This window comes from Gilvimarinus sp. DA14 (genome assembly GCF_024204685.1).
Classification (GTDB): Bacteria; Pseudomonadota; Gammaproteobacteria; order Pseudomonadales; family Cellvibrionaceae; genus Gilvimarinus.
In genome coordinates this window covers 586,347-603,141 of the sequence record NZ_CP100350.1, presented here as the reverse complement: position 1 = coordinate 603,141, position 16,795 = coordinate 586,347, and the positions used below count along the sequence as shown (strand labels likewise).

Here is a 16,795-nt window from a genome sequence, read left to right as displayed (position 1 = left end):
GCGCCGGTGGCCCAGATACCAAACACTGAGGTTTATCCATGCAGGCCTAGATTACGCCCGGAAACAGCCGCTTTAACTTGCGCTCCAGCGCCTCGCCCGACAGGGGTTTGGCCAAATAATCGCTGACCCCGCGCTCAATCGCCTCGCGAATTTGGCTCGCTTGAGTAACGGCGGTGGTCATCACAAACACCGAGTTGGTGTACCTGTCTGAGGCCTGCATTGCCGCATGTACTTCCAGGCCACTCTTAATCGGCATATTCCAGTCCGACAAAATCAGGTGATAGGGCAGAGGCGTGTCGTACATAAACTTAATCGCGGCTTGGCCGTCGTGGGCGATATCAATATTGCAAAAGCCCAGGCCCTCTAGCATGGTGGCCAGCAACTGGGTCACCGCCTCGTCGTCATCTACCACCAGTATTCGTAAATCCTCGGCCGCCAGCGCCGTAGTCGTGTCTGCGGCGGCTTCGGCGCGGGAGACTTTCTGAATAATAGCGTCCAACTCCTGCTTGACGGTCTGCGCCTGTTGCTTGGCTTCGCCTGTATCCATCTGACTGAGTTTCTTGGCTAGCCAGTCGCAGCGTTGCTGTAGTGTCTGAGTAATTAACGATTTTTCCTGGGGAGTAAACTGCATAAGTGCTCGGCCTCAAATTCTAACCACACTATAGATCAAAATTCAGTAAATCTCACAGGTGCAGAGCGCTTGATTTTCCCGCTTCACTTGCTATTGTGAGCGCCTTGTTTTCGCGCCCTCCAGGAGAGCCCTATGGCCGAGTTGTCCGATGTTTTATCCAAAGTTGATCGTCTGCTGGATCGCCTGGATCACTTTATTCCGCCACTGCCACCACAAACCCAGTGGGATGCCGACGCCTTCTACTGGTGCTCTCATCCCCGCGGTGGCTACCTGGAAGCCGTCGACAACCCGCACCATATTCCCCTCGATGCGCTGCAAAACGTCGACCGGCAGAAACAAGCCATCTTGCGTAACACCGCCCAGTATGCAGCGGGTAAACCCGCCAATAATATTCTCCTAACCGGCTCGCGGGGCACGGGTAAATCCACGCTGATTAAAGCCTGCTGGTATCAGCACAAAAACGCCATCAAGCTGATTGAAATCGACAAGCCAGACTTAAAAGACCTGGGCCAGCTACTGACTATTTTGGCAAAACGGCCCGAACGCTTTATTGTGTTTTGCGATGACTTATCGTTCGAAGAGGGCGAGCACCACTACAAGGCCCTCAAGTCAGCTCTGGATGGCTCTATCCGCGCTCCGGGTGACAATATCCTGTTTTACGCCACCAGTAACCGCCGCCATTTGCTGCCCCACAAAATGAGCGATAACCTGGAAACCGAGCAGGTGGACGGAGAAATTCGCCCCGGCGACAGCATGGAAGAGAAAACATCGCTGTCGGAGCGTTTTGGACTTTTGCTCACTTTTTATCCGTTTCGCCAGGACGAGTACTTTGCCGCCTGTGAGTATTGGGTGGAGTACTTAGGCGGGCAGTGGAGTGATGAGGTTCGTGCGGCGGCTTTGCGTTGGAGTATGACCCGTGGGTCGCGGAGCGGCAGGGTGGCTTGGCAGTTTGCTAGGGATTATGTGGGGGGAGCGGGGGTTTAGGTTTCGCTGGCGCGAGTCATTGAGCTGCCGCTGTTTTATCATCATCGGCCTTGAACCGGTGTCTAGACAAATTGCGCCGCCGGAGGCGGTAACTTTTTGTTTGCCCGGGTCGCCGGGCGGGCGAGTCACTTTTCTTTGTTTGGGCAAAGAAAACTAACGAAAAGAAAGCCCACCCCGGCATTCAGCCCGTTGGGTGCCCTCGCTACGGCCGATTTTAGGGGGCTGCATCGACACGCCGTCCCTGGCGTGGCGATGCTTGCGTACGCGTCCATGCATACTTACCGCCCTAAAATAGGCCTTCGCTCGGCTGGATGCAGGGGATTCTAAGAGCGGTGCTTCGTAGTTGGCTGAGGTTTTCTATCTCACCTTTAAGGCGCGACTTTTTATACAGGTATATTTGACCGCTACCGCCTAAAGTGCACGTATTGCCTGCAAAGCTGGCTCGCTTTGCGGTTTTCATTAATTTAAAAAACGTTTATAGTCAGACACTTAACCAACTGGGAAGGTGAACAGGCCGTTGAAAAACGTAGGCGAGGCAGCCGATGCAAGGCAAAAATCGGTGAAAACGCGGAGTTTACATTTAGTAAATGAGCAGTTTGAAGCTATTTTTAACGCCGCAGCGGCAACGTAGGTAGCTTTGCAACAGCCTGACAGATAATAAGGCCGGTGTTGGGCGTTATGCGCAAGCTCACTTTGCCTCTCCTTCCCAAGTCCAAGAAATTGGTTAAATAGTTTATAAATCATAAGCCTGCGTACAATTCCTAATTCTGTTTCAGGGAATGATAACGCGCATGCGCGATCTACAAATGTTACGTGTTTCTGCGAAATTGGAGTAACTTTTAAGTAATGCAGAATATCATCTACGTAATGCGCCACATAGATATTGGCGGCAATGTTGACATTCCATATAAGAAGGTGGGTGTTACTGGAGCAGGGAATGCAACTCTTAGTTCTCGGTTGCAACAGATCAGCAATACCAAGTCGCCAATAAAGGCTCAGTGCATTGCTGCCTGGGAGCATAGTGATGCCAGAGCAGTTGAGACTGCTCTGCATATGCTGCTGGATGATAGTCGCATCGAAGGTGAGTGGTTTGTGGACCGAGATGACTCACTGGTAGAACGCATGCATCCGATTATGAATCTTATCGGTGCCAGAGAAGTGCCCATCGAGCAGAGTAATGATCCCTATACAAAGAGCGTTATGCAAAAAGAAGTGGAGAGCAAGCAAAAGACTGACCACATATTACTTGGTGAAATTTTAGACTTTCTCTCTAAGCCGTTGAGGTCAAGTTCGCGTATTGCCGGACCAACATTTTTCAGTGATGAAAAGCAGCTCACATACTATGTAAATGCTAGGAAGTCCGGTAAGCACCATCTATCTATTGGTCGCAGTAAAGACGTCTACGAAGACATCAAGGAGTTCCTTGAAAACCACGGATTTGATGTGGAGCAAGGAAAAAAGGGAGGCGCAAAAGTTTTGAGCATAAGCACTGTAACTGTGGCCTCCATAATTGATTTAATAGAACATGAGTTTGTGCCCGTCAACACGTAACAATTTCAAGCAATCGGACGCCGGCTGAGCCGGCGCCGTTGTTGAAGGGCGTTAAACGGTCATGATTTATCGACCACCTATGAAACTAAAAGGAGATATAAACATGAACAATGAAGATCAATTAGGTAGTGAAGGAAATTTCGTTCCGTTTTTCCAACCGCAAGGATCGTTACTTCCAGGTAATAAAGGTATTGATATATCTGCCTTTGCTTTCGTCCCAAACGCACTATATCAGGCGGATAAAGCGAAGGTTTCAACCCCTAGCACTATCACCATGGAATCCGATAATGTAATCCATATCACTCTGCCTCTCAAAATGGTTGGTAGTATTGAATCGCCTTCGGATTTTCAGGGAAGGCCAGTCTCTTGGGCTCTAAAAGACATTGAATTGGATGATGGTATTACTCATGTAGCTATTCATGTTATAGGGCGTGACCAAATTGTCTTAAACTCAAGAATTGTTGCATTAGATTCAACTTCTGCTAGCAAAAAACTAGATGTATCCACTCAGAAATTATCCGCTCTCGAAGATGCCGTATCAAAGCTTGGTAATGGTGGTTTAGAACCCATTCAACTCTTAAAGAAAATGAAAGACTCAGGGTTTTAACTAGGCATGAGTATTGAGATAGTCGAAAGGAATGACTCAATTTCCATCAACAACCCTGTTTTGGTTGTTGATGGAGCTATTGATTATGAATCCTTTTCTAAACTTTCACTAGCTTTGACTGCTGCTCCATACAAAGCATGGAGAATAAATGATCAAAAGCTACATAAGCTGGCAGGAGATGTTCCTTGCGACTATTTGCAGTTTGAGCTAGATGTTGAAGACTTTAAAGAGCACTCTCTTTATCCAACTTTTAAAAAAATAGCTCAAGAAATATGCAGCTGCGAAGATGTTTGGCTTGAAAGGGGGTTTTGCAATGCCTTCCAGTATGGAGACGCTACTTTTACACATAGGGATGAGCGCAAAAGTGGAAAAGGAATTTCGATGTTATGTTTTTTAAACACTGAATGGGACTCTAATTGGGGAGGTGAACTGCTATTTTTTGATGAAGAATATGAAGCCAAAATCACAGTCAGCCCGAAGCCAGGTAGAGTTGTGGCGTTTATGAATGATACTCTTCATAGACCTGGATTGCCTCTTCGAACATGCCCAGAAATGCGAGTAACACTTAATCTGAGGTTCTGTTGGAATGAAGCATAAGTTAGTAAGCAAGCATTCAATAGATGACGGTAATATTTTTATCTTTGATGTATTAGCTGATACGGATAAAGTTGAAAACCTTCATCAGGCCTTAATTAGGGCGGATGTATCAATACTTGGCTGCTCAAATGAAAAGTCTAATAAGTTTAGAGAAATCATGTTTGATTTAGAGGAGAAGGATTTCTCTTTAACGAATCTTGGGAAATCAATTTTGAATTCTATCTCTGAGGCTTTTGGCAAACGATATGTATGTTACAAGGTGCTAGGAAATTATTTACGCTTTGGCTGTAATACGTTCACTCATCAAGATTGTGAGAATCCAGATGTCATTTCTGCGCTATATTTTGTAAATAGTTATTGGCATCATGATTGGGGTGGAGAAATTATTTTCTTTGATTCAAGTAAGGATTCAAAGGTATGCGTTTCAGTTAAACCCGGCAGGCTAGTCTTGTTTCACGCCAATATTTATCATCGAGCTGGAGTTCCGCAAAGACCATGTAAAGAAACAAGAGTTACGATTAGCGCTCGATACAATTGCCAGTAATCGTTTAACAAGGCGATGCTGCTGGACAAATGTTACGCTGCGCTACAAATTTTCCGCAGAGCGTGGCGTTATGCACCCAAGTTACCCATAAAAAGTAGACACCCTGTATAGTTATATTTGCCCTATATGGAGGTGTCCAAAATGGCACGTAAAAAGCATCAGTAGGAATAGGAATAACCTCAGGTGAATTGGAAAGACTATGAAAAGGAAATACATCAGCAGTTTCAGGAAATGTATCCTGATGCTGATATCACCCATGATGCCAAAGTTCGAGGGAGATATTCAAAGGTAGATAGACAGATAGATATGCTGGTAGAAGATTTTGTTGCCGGCGAAAATATTAGAATAATGGTGGACGCAAAGTTTTTTTCGGAAGTTATCGATGTAAAAGAAGTAGAGTCTTTTATAGGCATGATGCAAGACGTAGGTGCAGATAAAGGCCTGCTAGTTGCTCAAAAGGGATATTCAAAAGCTGCAATAGCTAGAGCCCATAATGACCCTTCACGTGTTGAGCTCGACATTCTAAATTTTGATGAGCTAAAGCGATTTCAAGGATTCGGAGCGCTTCCTTATAGCGGAAGGCATGGTGTTATATTGCCTGCACCTTTCGGCTGGGTCATTGATGCAGAGAGAAGAGATGGCGTTCTAGCAACTCTTTATCAGCGAGGCCTTACATTTGAAGAGGCCGGAAATCGAAATGAATGGATGTATCTAAATATTTTCAGTAAGAATGAGGAAATATGTGATTTAGATTCATTCATAGCATTACATGAGTCTGAAACGCTGAAGAATTTTCCAAAGGCAAAAATTAATTATCAAAAGACCGTCAAGAGAGAGAAGTACAAGACATTACTAAGAACAATAGAAATAGAGGAATACCCAACAGTAGAATACACTGGCTTTATAGATTTTGGGGAGTCTATATTTTTCTGCGTTCTCTTTACTCCTGAAGAACTTAGAGAAAAAAACATTAAGAAGCTCCAGCACATAATATCTAGAGCCCTGCCTTTCAATGTTGATACTGATAGTGTAAGTCGGGCTAGGCTAAGTGAACTTGACTATCACTTAGCCAATAGCGAGGACCAAGTGGAAAAGGCCGAGATATTAATTGAGCAGGGCAAAACATTAATGAGGCTTAAAGAGTATGAGCAGGCAGAGGAAAAGTTTAATAAAAGTATTGAAATATTACCAACGAGTTATGGGGCACTAAAGGGAAATATTGAGCTGAGTCTTATATCAAATGCAGCTGAGGCCAAGCTAGATAAAGCCGTCGATGATTTCTTCGAACTAGCCCCAAGAAATCCGACGGTTTGCCAGGATTTACTGGACTTATATGATGAACATGACGCGCTCTCATCAATAGAGCCTGCAATGCTTAGAGTGGCAGACAATTATACTTTTGATCTTGAGGCCAAAGGAAACATCCTCTATCACCTAGGACTATATCATCAGGCGGTTGGACAAAAAAACAAGGCTATTAATAATTTCCAGGATGCCCGTAATTGTTTTTCTCAATCATTAAGTGATGATCATATGGTCTTTGGTTTAATAAAAACAAACCTAGAGGGCCTAGGAAATTAATATGGCCATGAACGTTGAATCTAAAAAGCATATAACAAGAAAAGCAATCGGATGGTCGCACCGCCGGTTCTTGTGGCGTTGAGGCTGTAGAAAAACTCTAAAAACAAGGCGTTTTTTGCTAAAATCGGGGCTTGCCAAAAGGCGATCAATCGGGTCAGATACCCTTTTGAAGATCAAGACCTGAAAGTGGAATTTTCGCATTAAAATGGGTTCCTGACTTCACGACACCGTAGATCATGTGAACCAGCTTCCTCATGCTGACGCCAATAATCGCTTTAGGAGTCAGCCCTCTTGCCTCAATCCTTCTTGATGCTGCAATGATGACGGGGTTGAAGCGCTTGGCAACCATGCCGGGCATAAAAAGAGCTTTCCTCGCAGCATTATGCCCAGTGCGTGACAGGCTACTTCGCCCATTGATCGATGTTCCAGACTGCTTTTGCTTGGGATCAATGGGGTCAGAGTCGTTGATTTTGGGTGGTGCAACGTTCGCCTTCATCGGGACCTGTGGTCGGCACCCTGGTTGGGTCGCCTTGGCAGCGGTCGCAGTGCTAACGTGGGGTAGCCTCGGTGGCGCCTAATCGGGTATGGACGGCTATCTAACCCACAACTTGGGGACACTCACTGACTACGGGGCGATATGTTATACAGCCATTAATACCGTTGCTAAATTTAATGTGAACAGACTTATTCTCGATAATTGAACAACCATTGTATGTCTAAGCAAACTCCCTCTGAAAGAGAAGAATTGTGGTGCAAGGGTAATCAATTAATCACCCGAGCTCCGTAAGAAGAGGAGCCGGGGCCAGGTCTTTGATTTTGAATCGTTGCAGCCGAAGGACATACGAGTGATCAATGGTGTCAGAGTGGTTAGTTTGGGGGCGCTGCTTAACTGGGTAGTAAGCTATTTACCAAAACCTATCAAATACAAGCTTCCTCGATGGGAGCTACAAAGCAACCGAGATACAATAAATAGAGCAACCGCGCTCGGTACTGAGCAGTTTAGGCGCGATTTTCAAGTCGAAAACTTAAGACGGCGCCTCGACGATCGAAATCGCTGTACCGGAGAGCTCATTGACTCCGCACACTTCGATCTCTTCGAATATTTATTAAAGAAAAAGAAGATTATATAGGTTCGAAAAGTTGCAGATAGCAGCGTTGGGTCTGCTACTACCAATTGCTATTTTTATCTTTGCTGTATATTTTCTCGCTGTGGATGGCAAGTCGGTTTTCCCTGGTCGATCAAAGTATATCTGGTTTCATGCGTATGAAGCGTATTTTGTGGCATGTCTATGGTTCGGCGCTTCAATATCGCTATTCGCTCATAACTACCTTCGCTTAAAGTGGATTAGGCAGCGTAAAAGCTCAAAGGGTTATTCGTATGTGGGTTTTGGTCTTATTATTCTTGGGTTGTTGTCATCAATAGTGTTCGTCGTAATTGGAAATACATAACCAACTGCGTAGAAATTCTCGCGGCAGACCCTAAAACTGACATGTATAGTGTTAAGTGCCTGCAATATATACAGCCTGACTACAGGTCTTGTGCGTCATTCAAAAAATTGCGTAGGTGCTCGGCTTTGTCTATTTTAACTCGGCTCCACGGATGCTATGAATACTAAATTAAAATTTATCAAGCTATTGCTAATTGGATTACCGCTGGTGGCTGGTTTGTTTCTGGTTGGGAGTTCGCTTTGGAACGGTTTTAATAGTGCTAAAGCTAGTTCGTGGCACTCGATTCAGGCGAAAGTTCAGGGGGCATATGACAAGGGAGTTTCTGTTGTGTCCGTTACTCGCCATTTAAGCAATAGCGGCTCTGGAGGGCGGTTTAGCTACTCCTATGAGATTGCGGGGAGGGAGTATACTTCCTCCTTTGTGGGTTTTGGTTTTTCTGGCCCAACTCGAAGTTATAGAGTCGGAGAGTATATAGAGATCTATGTGAACCCAAGAAATCACGCGCAGGCATCGTTAGAGGCCGGCATTCGGAGACCACATTTAACCTCCATGGTTTTTGGTTGCCTATTTATTTTTGTGGCGTTTCGCATAAATAAAGCGTTCCAATGACTAGCATCAAAGAATCTTGGTGGCAAGGCTTAACTTTAAGGGAGCCAGGGTCAAAGGGAGCAGGGGCCAGGTGTTTGACTTTCAATTACGCAGCCGAAGGACAGAATCGTGAACAGGACCGGAAAATCTTGACTGAAACTGTTCCGATTCATGATGCATAAGAAGCGCCAAGATTTCCCCCTGACTTTTATTACTGGTCTGTTACTTCCTCGAGTGATAGATCATAGCGCAGGCTTTGATCTTTGGTAATTGGGGTGTATTGCATGGAAACGCGCCACTCTTTGCCTTCGGAGTGCTTGATCCAGATGCTGTCGCTTTTGGGGTGTGGCTTCCAGTCGTTCAGGGCCGCCATTTGTTCTTCGACCAGATCGACAGTTTTCTGCTTTATATTGTCGGATGTCGCCAACGTCACAATGTAGGACTCATACCAATGACTTTCGTCACCATAGGCATATTCGCGGTGGAATGTGAATGCTTCGGGGATAGGTAATGAAAAATGCGGCATATAACGGTCGGCCATTTTTCCACGCACAAAGCCTTGCTCGGGCTCCCAGTCGTATTCAATGTGCATGGCAAGGGTTTGGGCGGCGCGCTGTCCCTGATCTTTAGCCACTAAATGTAGGGCGGCATCTATGCCGGATGAGAGCCCAGCCGAGGTGATGATTTTTCCGCTATCCACAAATCTTTGATCGCGGATAACCTGGGTTTCAGGATAATTCTCTGCAAAAGGGTCAAGTAATTTGAAAAAAGTGGTCGCCTTTTGTTCTTTTAGTAAACCGGCTTCAGCCAGAATAAATGATCCCGTGCATACAGACAGTATCGTCTTACCAGATTCAGCGTGTTTTTTAATCCAGTTGTAGGTCGACTCATCGTAGGCATTGTGGTGATGGCCGCCAGGAATCAGTAGGGCATCAAATTGCGGGGCTGTTTCAAAGCTGTAATCGGGCACTACGGTCATGTTCATTGAGGTACTCAAGGTCTTCCCCTCTTTACTCACCGTCGCGACCTTGTAGCCGGCGTGGCCAAACACCTCCCAGGGGCCGGTGAAGTCAATGATCTGCACGCCGGGGTATATTAAAATGCCCACCGTTTCTATGTTATTAGCGGCTGAGTCGTGCGAATTATGCTGTCTGTCGCCGTGCGGGGGCTCGGCTGCGGCACAAATGCACCAAGTGAGAAGAAAAACAAGAGCCATGGATTGCTTTACTGCAAAAAACATACTGTAGTCCTTTTTCTATTTTTAACAAAAGTGTTTGCGGTATTCCCCGGGGGTAATGTCGAATTGCTTTTTAAATCTCCGACGAAACACGTCACTGTCGGAGAAGCCTGTTTGTCGCGCAATATCTTCTATTTGCATATGAGTGCTGAGTAGTAGGTTACGCCCTCGATCTAGTCGGATTTGGTCAAGATACTCTTTGGGTGATAGCTGAATTTGCTCGCTGAAGACCCGTCGGAACTGCCTTGGGCTTAATGCCACTTGGTCTGCCATGTCTTCAATAGTGATGGCTTTGTTCAGGTTATCCATTAGCCAGTCCTGGAGTTTTGAAAACCGAGAGTCCATTGACTGTACGCTAAGCGCTGACGAGAATTGGGACTGGTCGCCACTGCGGCGTAAATAGACCACTAGATTTCTTGCCACATATTGAGCCGCTTGCTTGCCCAGTTCCTGCTCAATCAACCATAGGGTTAAATCGATACCTGTGGATAAGCCCCCTGACGATAAATACTTATCGTGAACTGTGTATAAAGAGTTTGAATCAAATTTTACCTTGGGAAAGCGTTGCGCTAAATCATCGATAAAACGCCAGTGGGAGCAACATGACTGCCCGTCTATTAGTCCGGTCGCGGCAAGAATATAGGCTCCAGTACAGATCGATATGACCCTCGATGCTTTGGTACTCAGTTCGATGATTTTTCGCAAAGTTTCGGGTTGATTCATCAACTCGCGGGTGCCTTTACCGCCGGGGATGATTAACCAATCTAAGGTCTCTACATCGTTTAAACTAATGTCCGCGACATAAGTTAGTCCGGGTTCGCTGGTAAGCTTCTTGTTCGCCTGGGAGATAAACTTCAGCTCAAATAGTGGAGGCTCACGCTGCTCCGCCAACCACTGATTCGCTAAGTCCAGTGCATCTAGCGGCCCCGCGATATCCATGGTCTGAAAACCGTCAAATAATAGAAAACCTATCTGCATGAATCTGTCCTGTCATTAACGCAGTACAGTAGCATAAGGATATATGGCTGGAATGACAAATACCCGACGTTTTCGGCCATGGTGGATTTCAACGTTGTGAAGTGAAAACGTGACAGGATTCTTCGGTTTTGAATTGTTTCGAACCGACCTCCGTGGGTAAATAGAAACTACAGCTTGGTATCCAGCTTAGCTACGAAGCGCCGCTTTCAATCCCCCTGCATACAGCCGAGTAGAAACCTATTTTAGGGGGTAAGTACGCATGGACGTGTACGCAAGTATCGCCACGCCAGGGAAGGCGTGTCGATACGGCCTTCTAAAATCGGTTGGAGAGAGGAAACCCGCAGGGCTGGTAGCCGGGGTGGGCTTTCTTTTCGTTAGTTTGCTTTGCCCAAACAAAGAAAAGTGACTTGCCCGCGCGACAACTCGCGCATATCAAAAGTCCCCGTCAGTGGCATGGGGCTCTAGAGAAGGTGAGCCTTTTGATTTATGTAATATGGACGTTCGAAGCGTTCGAGACACGGCGCACTAGCCGTACAGAGCCGGCCATTATTCCTCCAGCAATTCCCGATAAAGCTCCATATACCCTTCACAACACTGTTGCCAGCTAAAGTCCTTATGCATGGCGTTGAGCTGTAGCGCTTGCCACAACTCTGGCTGTTGGTAGCAGGCGAGGGCGCGGTGGATGCATTGGGCTAAAGCCTCGGCGCTGGGTTCGCGAAATAAAAAGCCGGTTTCATCTATGTCGCTAACGCTTAAGCTGCCGTTTAAGTAGGCGTCTAGCTGGGGTTGGCAAAAGTTGACGACGGTATCGCGCAATCCGCCCACATAGTGGCATATGGGCAGTGCGCCATAGCGCTGGCTGTACATTTGGTTTAGGCCGCAGGGCTCGAACAGCGAGGGCATTAGGAAAATATCGCAGGCGGCTTCTACCCAGTGAGAAAGCGGTTCGCTGTAGCCGATGGTGACAGCTACTGCGTCGGGAAATTCTTCCTGTAGCGCTAATAGGCCCTGTTCGTATTCACGCTGGCCGGTGCCTACGGCTACAAGTTGACACTCGCCTGCAGCGAGTAGTGGCTTGATGGCTTCCAGTATCAGGCTGACACCTTTTTGCTCAACTAGGCGGCCGACAAATCCGAACAGGGGAATGTTTTCGTTTACTGGCAGTTTTCGTTCTTGCTGCAGCGCAAGTTTATTTGCCATGCGGCGTTTTAAGCTGCGGCGGGTGTATTTGCTGGGTATAAAAGCATCGCTGCCTGGGTTCCAGGTTTGCGTATCAATGCCGTTAATTAAACCCAGTAAATCGGCCTTGCGGTGGGATAACAAGCCCTCTAGCCCCTGGCCAAACTCAGGTGTTTGTATTTCTTCGGCGTAGCTGGGGCTGACGGTGGTAATTTTGTCAGCGTAGACCAGGCCGGCTTTTAAGTAGGAAAAATTCCCCCAAAACTCGAGCTTTTCGTGGTGCCACCAGTCTTCGGGCAGGCGCAACGAGGCAAAGGTTTCGTAGTTAAAAATACCGCCATAGGCCAGATTGTGAATGGTAAATACCGTGGCCGGGCGCTTGGTATGGCGGCTTAACAGGGCGGGCACCAGGCCGGTTTGCCAATCGTGGCAATGGGTTATCTCGGGAGTAAAATCGAGGCTTAACTGAGCGGTGGAAATCAGCTCGGCGACACGACTAAACAGGTAAAAGCGCCAGGCGTTGTCGTGCCAGTCGGCGCCGGTATGGTCGCCATAGGGGCCGCCATCGCGAGCGGAAAACTCAGCGATATCCACCAGCCAGGTTACCACACGGCTGCCCGGCAGGCGGGTTTGCCACAGCTTTACCGGCGCGCCGTCACATTCAAACTCAAGCAGTAGTTTTAGGCCAGCGTCTTTGGCTTTGCTCATCACGGCGCCATAGGCAGGCAGCAGCAGGCGCACTTGAGCGCCGCGTTTTAACAGCGCACGGGGCAGGGCGCCGCCTACGTCCCCGAGGCCGCCGGTCTTGATTAACGGATAAGCTTCGCTGCAAACAAATAAAATTTTCAAACTTAATCCCTAGTTAAAATAACGCCCGCCAGTGGCGGTAAGGTCAGCTCAAGGCTGGCGGGCTGATTCATCCACGCAATCTCTTCTGCTACCAGGCCATCGCCATTGCCCAGGTTGCTGCCGCCATAGTATTGCGAGTCGGAGTTAAACACCTCGCGGTAGGTGCCCAGCGCCGGTACGCCCACGCGATAGCCTGTGCGAGGCTCTGGGGTAAAGTTTAAGATGACGAGATAGGTTTGTTCATCGGCAATGCGCAAGTAACTGATTACCGACTGGGTGTTGTCATGGCAGTCTACCCAGCTAAAGCCGTCACTTTGGTAGCTGCGCTGATACAACGCCGGCGACTGGCGATACAGTTGGTTCAGGTCAGCCACGGTTTTTTGCACTCCGGTGTGAGCGTCAAATTCCATTAACGCCCAATCCAGCTGCCCCTTGTCGGCCCATTCAGCCCACTGGGCGAACTCCGACCCCATAAACAGTAATTTGCTGCCGGGGTAGGTGAATTGATAGGTGTAAAGCAAGCGCAGGTTGGCAAACTTTTGCCAGTAATCGCCGGGCATTTTGTTGATCATGCTGCCCTTACCGTGCACCACTTCATCGTGACTAAAAGGCAGCTGGAAGTTCTCGCTGTAGGCGTACATCATGCCAAACGTTAGGCTGTTGTGATGGTACTGGCGAAAGATAGGGTCTTTGCTCATATAGTCCAGGGTGTCGTGCATCCACCCCATGTTCCACTTTAACGAAAAGCCCAACCCACCGAGGTAAACAGGGCCCGACACCTGCGGCCAGGCGGTGCTCTCTTCGGCAATGACCAGTGCGCCTGGGCACTGCCCGTGACACTGAACATTTAGTTCGCGAATAAACTCGACTGCTTCAAGGTTTTCATTGCCGCCATAACGGTTGGGAATCCACTCGCCTTCATTACGCGAATAATCCAGGTGCAACATAGAGGCAACCGCGTCTACCCGCAGTCCATCAATGTGACATTCTTTTAGCCAATAGAGCGCGCTGGCAATAAGAAAGTTACGCACTTCGTTGCGGCCGTAGTTAAAAATTAAAGTGCCCCAGTCTTTGTGCTCCCCCAGGCGCGGGTCTTGATGCTCATAGAGTGCTGTGCCGTCAAAGCGTGCCAGGGCGAATTCGTCTTTGGGAAAATGCGCCGGCACCCAGTCGAGAATAACGCCAATGCCGTGTTGATGTAGGTGGTCGACAAAATAGCGGAAATCATCCGCCGAGCCGTAGCGGCTAGTAGGGGCAAAGTAACCTGTGCACTGATAACCCCAAGAGTCGTCCAAAGGGTGTTCGGCCACCGGCAAAATTTCAATATGGGTAAAGCCCAGCGGCTTCACATAGTCGCAAAGCCGGTGCGCCAATTCGCGATACGTTAAAAATCCGCCATCGTCACTGCGCTGCCAGGAGCTTAAGTGCACCTCGTAAACCGATAAGGGGCTGTGCTGCCAATCCCATTGGGCCCGTTGTTCCATCCAGTTGCCGTCCTGCCATTGGTAGGACGGTTCGGCATTTACTTTAGCGGCGGTGGCGGGGCGTAGCTCAAAGGCCTGGGCGTAGGGGTCGGATTTAACCACTACCTGGCCGGTGGCGCGACTGCGAATTTCAAACTTGTACAGCTCGTCTGGCCCAAGCCCCGGCACAAACAGCTCCCACACGCCCGAGCTGCCGCGCGATCGCATAGGGTGCAGGCGCCCGTCCCAGTGGTTGAAATTGCCCACCACGCTGACGCGCTCGGCCCCTGGTGCCCAGGTGGCGAACAACACGCCGCTGATACCGTCCACCTCTTTTACATGGGCACCCAATACCTTGTAGACCTCCCAGTGGCGGCCCTCATTAAAAAGGTGCAGGTCGTAGTCGGAAATTTGCGGTGCAAAGGTATAGGGGTAATAGCGCTCGTGGGTATAACCCGAGCCGTTCTGCCACACCAGCTTTTGGTGACTTCCGTTAAGCTCGGTTAAGGGCGCGGTAAAAAAACCGGTGGCCGCGATGGGGATTAGCGCTTGTTGTCCTTTTTCGGTCACCACCGAAGGCGGGGCGTTTAAGTCGGGCAGGTAAACCAGTAGCTGATCGTTTTGTTTGCCCAATACCGAAAAAGGGTCGTGGTGGGTTGCTGCACTGATTCGTTGCATCTCGGGGGTAACGTGACTTCCTTTGGAGCGCGTCATAGCTGACTTATTCCTTTTCATCTGTGCTAAACACAAAACCGTAACACACTATGGTTATAGTAGCGTGAAATCGATGCCCGCTTTTGGCAACACTCTACAGCGACATTAAGGTTTTACGCAAAATGCTTTTGCACTATTGGTGCCACTCTATTACTTTCTATTCAAGGGTTTTGTTTCGCGCGGCTTCTATGGTTATCACCCTCGGTGTCCGTCGTCGTAAAACGGCGAGTGTAGCCATGGCGCATGACAGTCAGACGACCCTCAGCATTATTTTCTTAAGCCGTAGTTTCTTCAGGGGCACAGTTCGCAAAGCTGAACGATGTGTCGGCTTGTGGCACTCATATTGCTGTTAAATATTTCGGTAACATAATCACCGGGCAAAACTGACTTGCCCAGGAATCTTTTACAAGGAGTAACCGTTGCCGGGTAAAAAGGGCAGCGAATCGAACAGGGACATCCATCAGTATCAGCTTCAAATTTGTTGCGCCGTTTGGTGTGGGTATAGCTTCGGCTAATGGTAGTACTACACTGACTCGCAGGGGACTTATGCGTTAACTACCGTTATTTTAAGAAGGAGCTTCACCCTATGACCAATCACAGATCGGGCCGCTTTGTCAGTCGTTTAACTCGTGAAACCTTGGCGTTGGTACTGGCAGGTGGACAGGGAACCCGGTTAAAGGATTTAACCCGCTGGCGGGCCAAGCCGGCGGTTCACTTTGGCGGAAAGTTTCGCATTATCGACTTCCCCCTTTCCAATTGTGTGAATTCAGGCATCCGCCGCATCAGTGTTTTAACGCAATACAAAAGCCATTCGCTTAACCGTCATATCCAGCGCGGCTGGGGCTTTTTAGGCGGCGAGCTGGGGGAGTTTGTTGAGCTGATTCCGGCGCAGCAACGGCTGGGGGACTCCTGGTACGCGGGTACCGCCGATGCCGTACTGCAAAACCTGGATATTATTAAGCGCCACGATCCCAGCTACGTATTAATTCTCGCCGGTGACCATGTCTATAAGATGGACTATGGCACCATGATTGGCGCACACGTTGAAAGTGGGGCAGACATTACCGTTGGTTGTATCGAGGTGCCCTGTGCCGAGGCCAGCGCCTTTGGTGTGATGGCGGTGGATGAAGATTACCAAATTGTAAAATTCAAAGAAAAACCCGCCGACCCGGAATCCATACCGGGCAAACCGGGGATTGCCCTGGCATCCATGGGCATCTATGTGTTCTCGACCGAGGTGCTGTTTAACGAGCTGGAAAATGACAGCAGCGTCGAAGGCTCCAGCCACGATTTTGGCAAAGACATTATTCCATCGCTGCTAAGCAAACGTAAGGTACAGGCATTTCCATTTAAAGATCCGGTCTCGGGCGGCGAGGCTTACTGGCGCGATGTGGGCACCGTGGACGCGCTTTGGCAATCGAACCTGGAGCTGACCGGAATCACCCCCGAGCTGGATTTGTACGATGCTGAATGGCCCATCTGGACTTACCAGGAGCATGTGCCGCCGGCGAAATTTATTTTTGATGACAGCGGCCGTCGCGGTATGGCGGTGGACTCTATGGTCGCCGGCGGGTGTATTGTCTCGGGCGCGGTGGTCAGACACTCGCTGCTGTTTCCCCGGGTAAGGGTGAACTCCTTCAGTGAAATTACCGACTCGGTGCTGTTTCCCAGTGTGGAAATTGGCCGCAACTGCAAAATTAAAAAAGCGCTAATTGATCGCGCCTGTGTTATTCCGCCAGATACCGTCATCGGTTATGACGAAGCGGCCGATCGAGAACGTTTTTATGTCTCACCAGGCGGTGTCGTACTGGTGACCCCCGACATGCTCAACCAAGACTAGAGG

The 16,795-nt window shown here is 48.5% G+C and carries 14 protein-coding genes; 8 read left to right on the top strand and 6 right to left on the bottom strand.

Translation table 11 applies throughout. From position 1 onward, the window contains the following. Window positions 1-46: 46 nt before the first annotated feature. Window positions 47-631, bottom strand: coding sequence for a response regulator (locus NHM04_RS02455; RefSeq protein WP_254265471.1), 585 nt, complete (start codon window positions 629-631; stop codon window positions 47-49). A gap of 132 nt (window positions 632-763) precedes the next feature. Here NHM04_RS02455 and NHM04_RS02450 point away from each other — a divergent pair, with 132 nt between their 5' ends. The 6 genes from NHM04_RS02450 (at window position 764) to NHM04_RS02425 (ending at window position 6,495) form a co-directional block, all read left to right on the top strand. Continuing rightward, window positions 764-1,615, top strand: coding sequence for an ATP-binding protein (locus tag NHM04_RS02450; protein ID WP_254265470.1), 852 nt, complete (start codon window positions 764-766; stop codon window positions 1,613-1,615). An 846-nt stretch (window positions 1,616-2,461) separates the two neighbouring features. Then, a complete protein-coding gene (locus NHM04_RS02445) occupies window positions 2,462-3,166 on the top strand; it encodes a GIY-YIG nuclease family protein (RefSeq protein WP_254265469.1) in 705 nt (234 codons plus the stop codon). A 103-nt stretch (window positions 3,167-3,269) separates the two neighbouring features. Next, on the top strand, window positions 3,270-3,773 hold the full coding sequence (locus NHM04_RS02440; protein WP_254265468.1) for a hypothetical protein: 504 nt from the start codon (window positions 3,270-3,272) through the stop codon (window positions 3,771-3,773). 6 nt (window positions 3,774-3,779) lie between these two features. Next, entirely contained in the window at window positions 3,780-4,370 is a 591-nt protein-coding gene (locus NHM04_RS02435; protein WP_254265467.1) for a 2OG-Fe(II) oxygenase, read from the top strand. Next, a complete protein-coding gene (locus NHM04_RS02430; RefSeq protein ID WP_254265466.1) occupies window positions 4,360-4,914 on the top strand; it encodes a 2OG-Fe(II) oxygenase in 555 nt (184 codons plus the stop codon). The genes NHM04_RS02435 and NHM04_RS02430 overlap by 11 nt, the downstream gene beginning before the upstream one ends. Window positions 4,915-5,097: 183 nt before the next feature. After that, window positions 5,098-6,495, top strand: a complete 1,398-nt coding sequence (locus NHM04_RS02425; RefSeq protein ID WP_254265465.1) for a tetratricopeptide repeat protein — start codon at window positions 5,098-5,100, stop codon at window positions 6,493-6,495. Between the two features lie 154 nt (window positions 6,496-6,649). On the opposite strand, the gene NHM04_RS02420 is transcribed toward NHM04_RS02425, so the two are convergent. Then, complete coding sequence (locus NHM04_RS02420; protein WP_254265464.1) at window positions 6,650-6,991, bottom strand: transposase; 342 nt, start codon at window positions 6,989-6,991, stop codon at window positions 6,650-6,652. 1,109 nt (window positions 6,992-8,100) lie between these two features. On the opposite strand from NHM04_RS02420, the gene NHM04_RS02415 reads away from it, so the two are divergent. Then, window positions 8,101-8,553, top strand: a complete 453-nt coding sequence (locus tag NHM04_RS02415; protein WP_254265463.1) for a DUF3592 domain-containing protein — start codon at window positions 8,101-8,103, stop codon at window positions 8,551-8,553. 190 nt (window positions 8,554-8,743) lie between these two features. On the opposite strand, the gene NHM04_RS02410 is transcribed toward NHM04_RS02415, so the two are convergent. The 4 genes from NHM04_RS02410 to glgB all read right to left on the bottom strand — a co-directional run bounded on the left by NHM04_RS02410 (window position 8,744) and on the right by glgB (window position 14,952). After that, entirely contained in the window at window positions 8,744-9,772 is a 1,029-nt protein-coding gene (locus NHM04_RS02410; protein ID WP_254265462.1) for a DJ-1/PfpI family protein, read from the bottom strand. 21 nt (window positions 9,773-9,793) lie between these two features. Then, entirely contained in the window at window positions 9,794-10,747 is a 954-nt protein-coding gene (locus tag NHM04_RS02405; protein WP_254265461.1) for a GlxA family transcriptional regulator, read from the bottom strand. A 546-nt stretch (window positions 10,748-11,293) separates the two neighbouring features. Then, window positions 11,294-12,775 (bottom strand): glycogen synthase GlgA, encoded by a 1,482-nt coding sequence (gene glgA / locus NHM04_RS02400; protein WP_254265460.1) that lies wholly within the window; start codon window positions 12,773-12,775, stop codon window positions 11,294-11,296. A gap of 2 nt (window positions 12,776-12,777) precedes the next feature. Continuing rightward, window positions 12,778-14,952 carry a 1,4-alpha-glucan branching protein GlgB gene (gene glgB / locus NHM04_RS02395; protein WP_254265459.1) on the bottom strand — a complete coding sequence of 725 codons (2,175 nt, stop codon included), beginning with the start codon at window positions 14,950-14,952 and terminating at the stop codon, window positions 12,778-12,780. Between the two features lie 586 nt (window positions 14,953-15,538). Here glgB and glgC point away from each other — a divergent pair. Beyond that, on the top strand, window positions 15,539-16,792 hold the full coding sequence (gene glgC, locus NHM04_RS02390; protein WP_254265458.1) for a glucose-1-phosphate adenylyltransferase: 1,254 nt from the start codon (window positions 15,539-15,541) through the stop codon (window positions 16,790-16,792). Window positions 16,793-16,795: the final 3 nt, after the last annotated feature.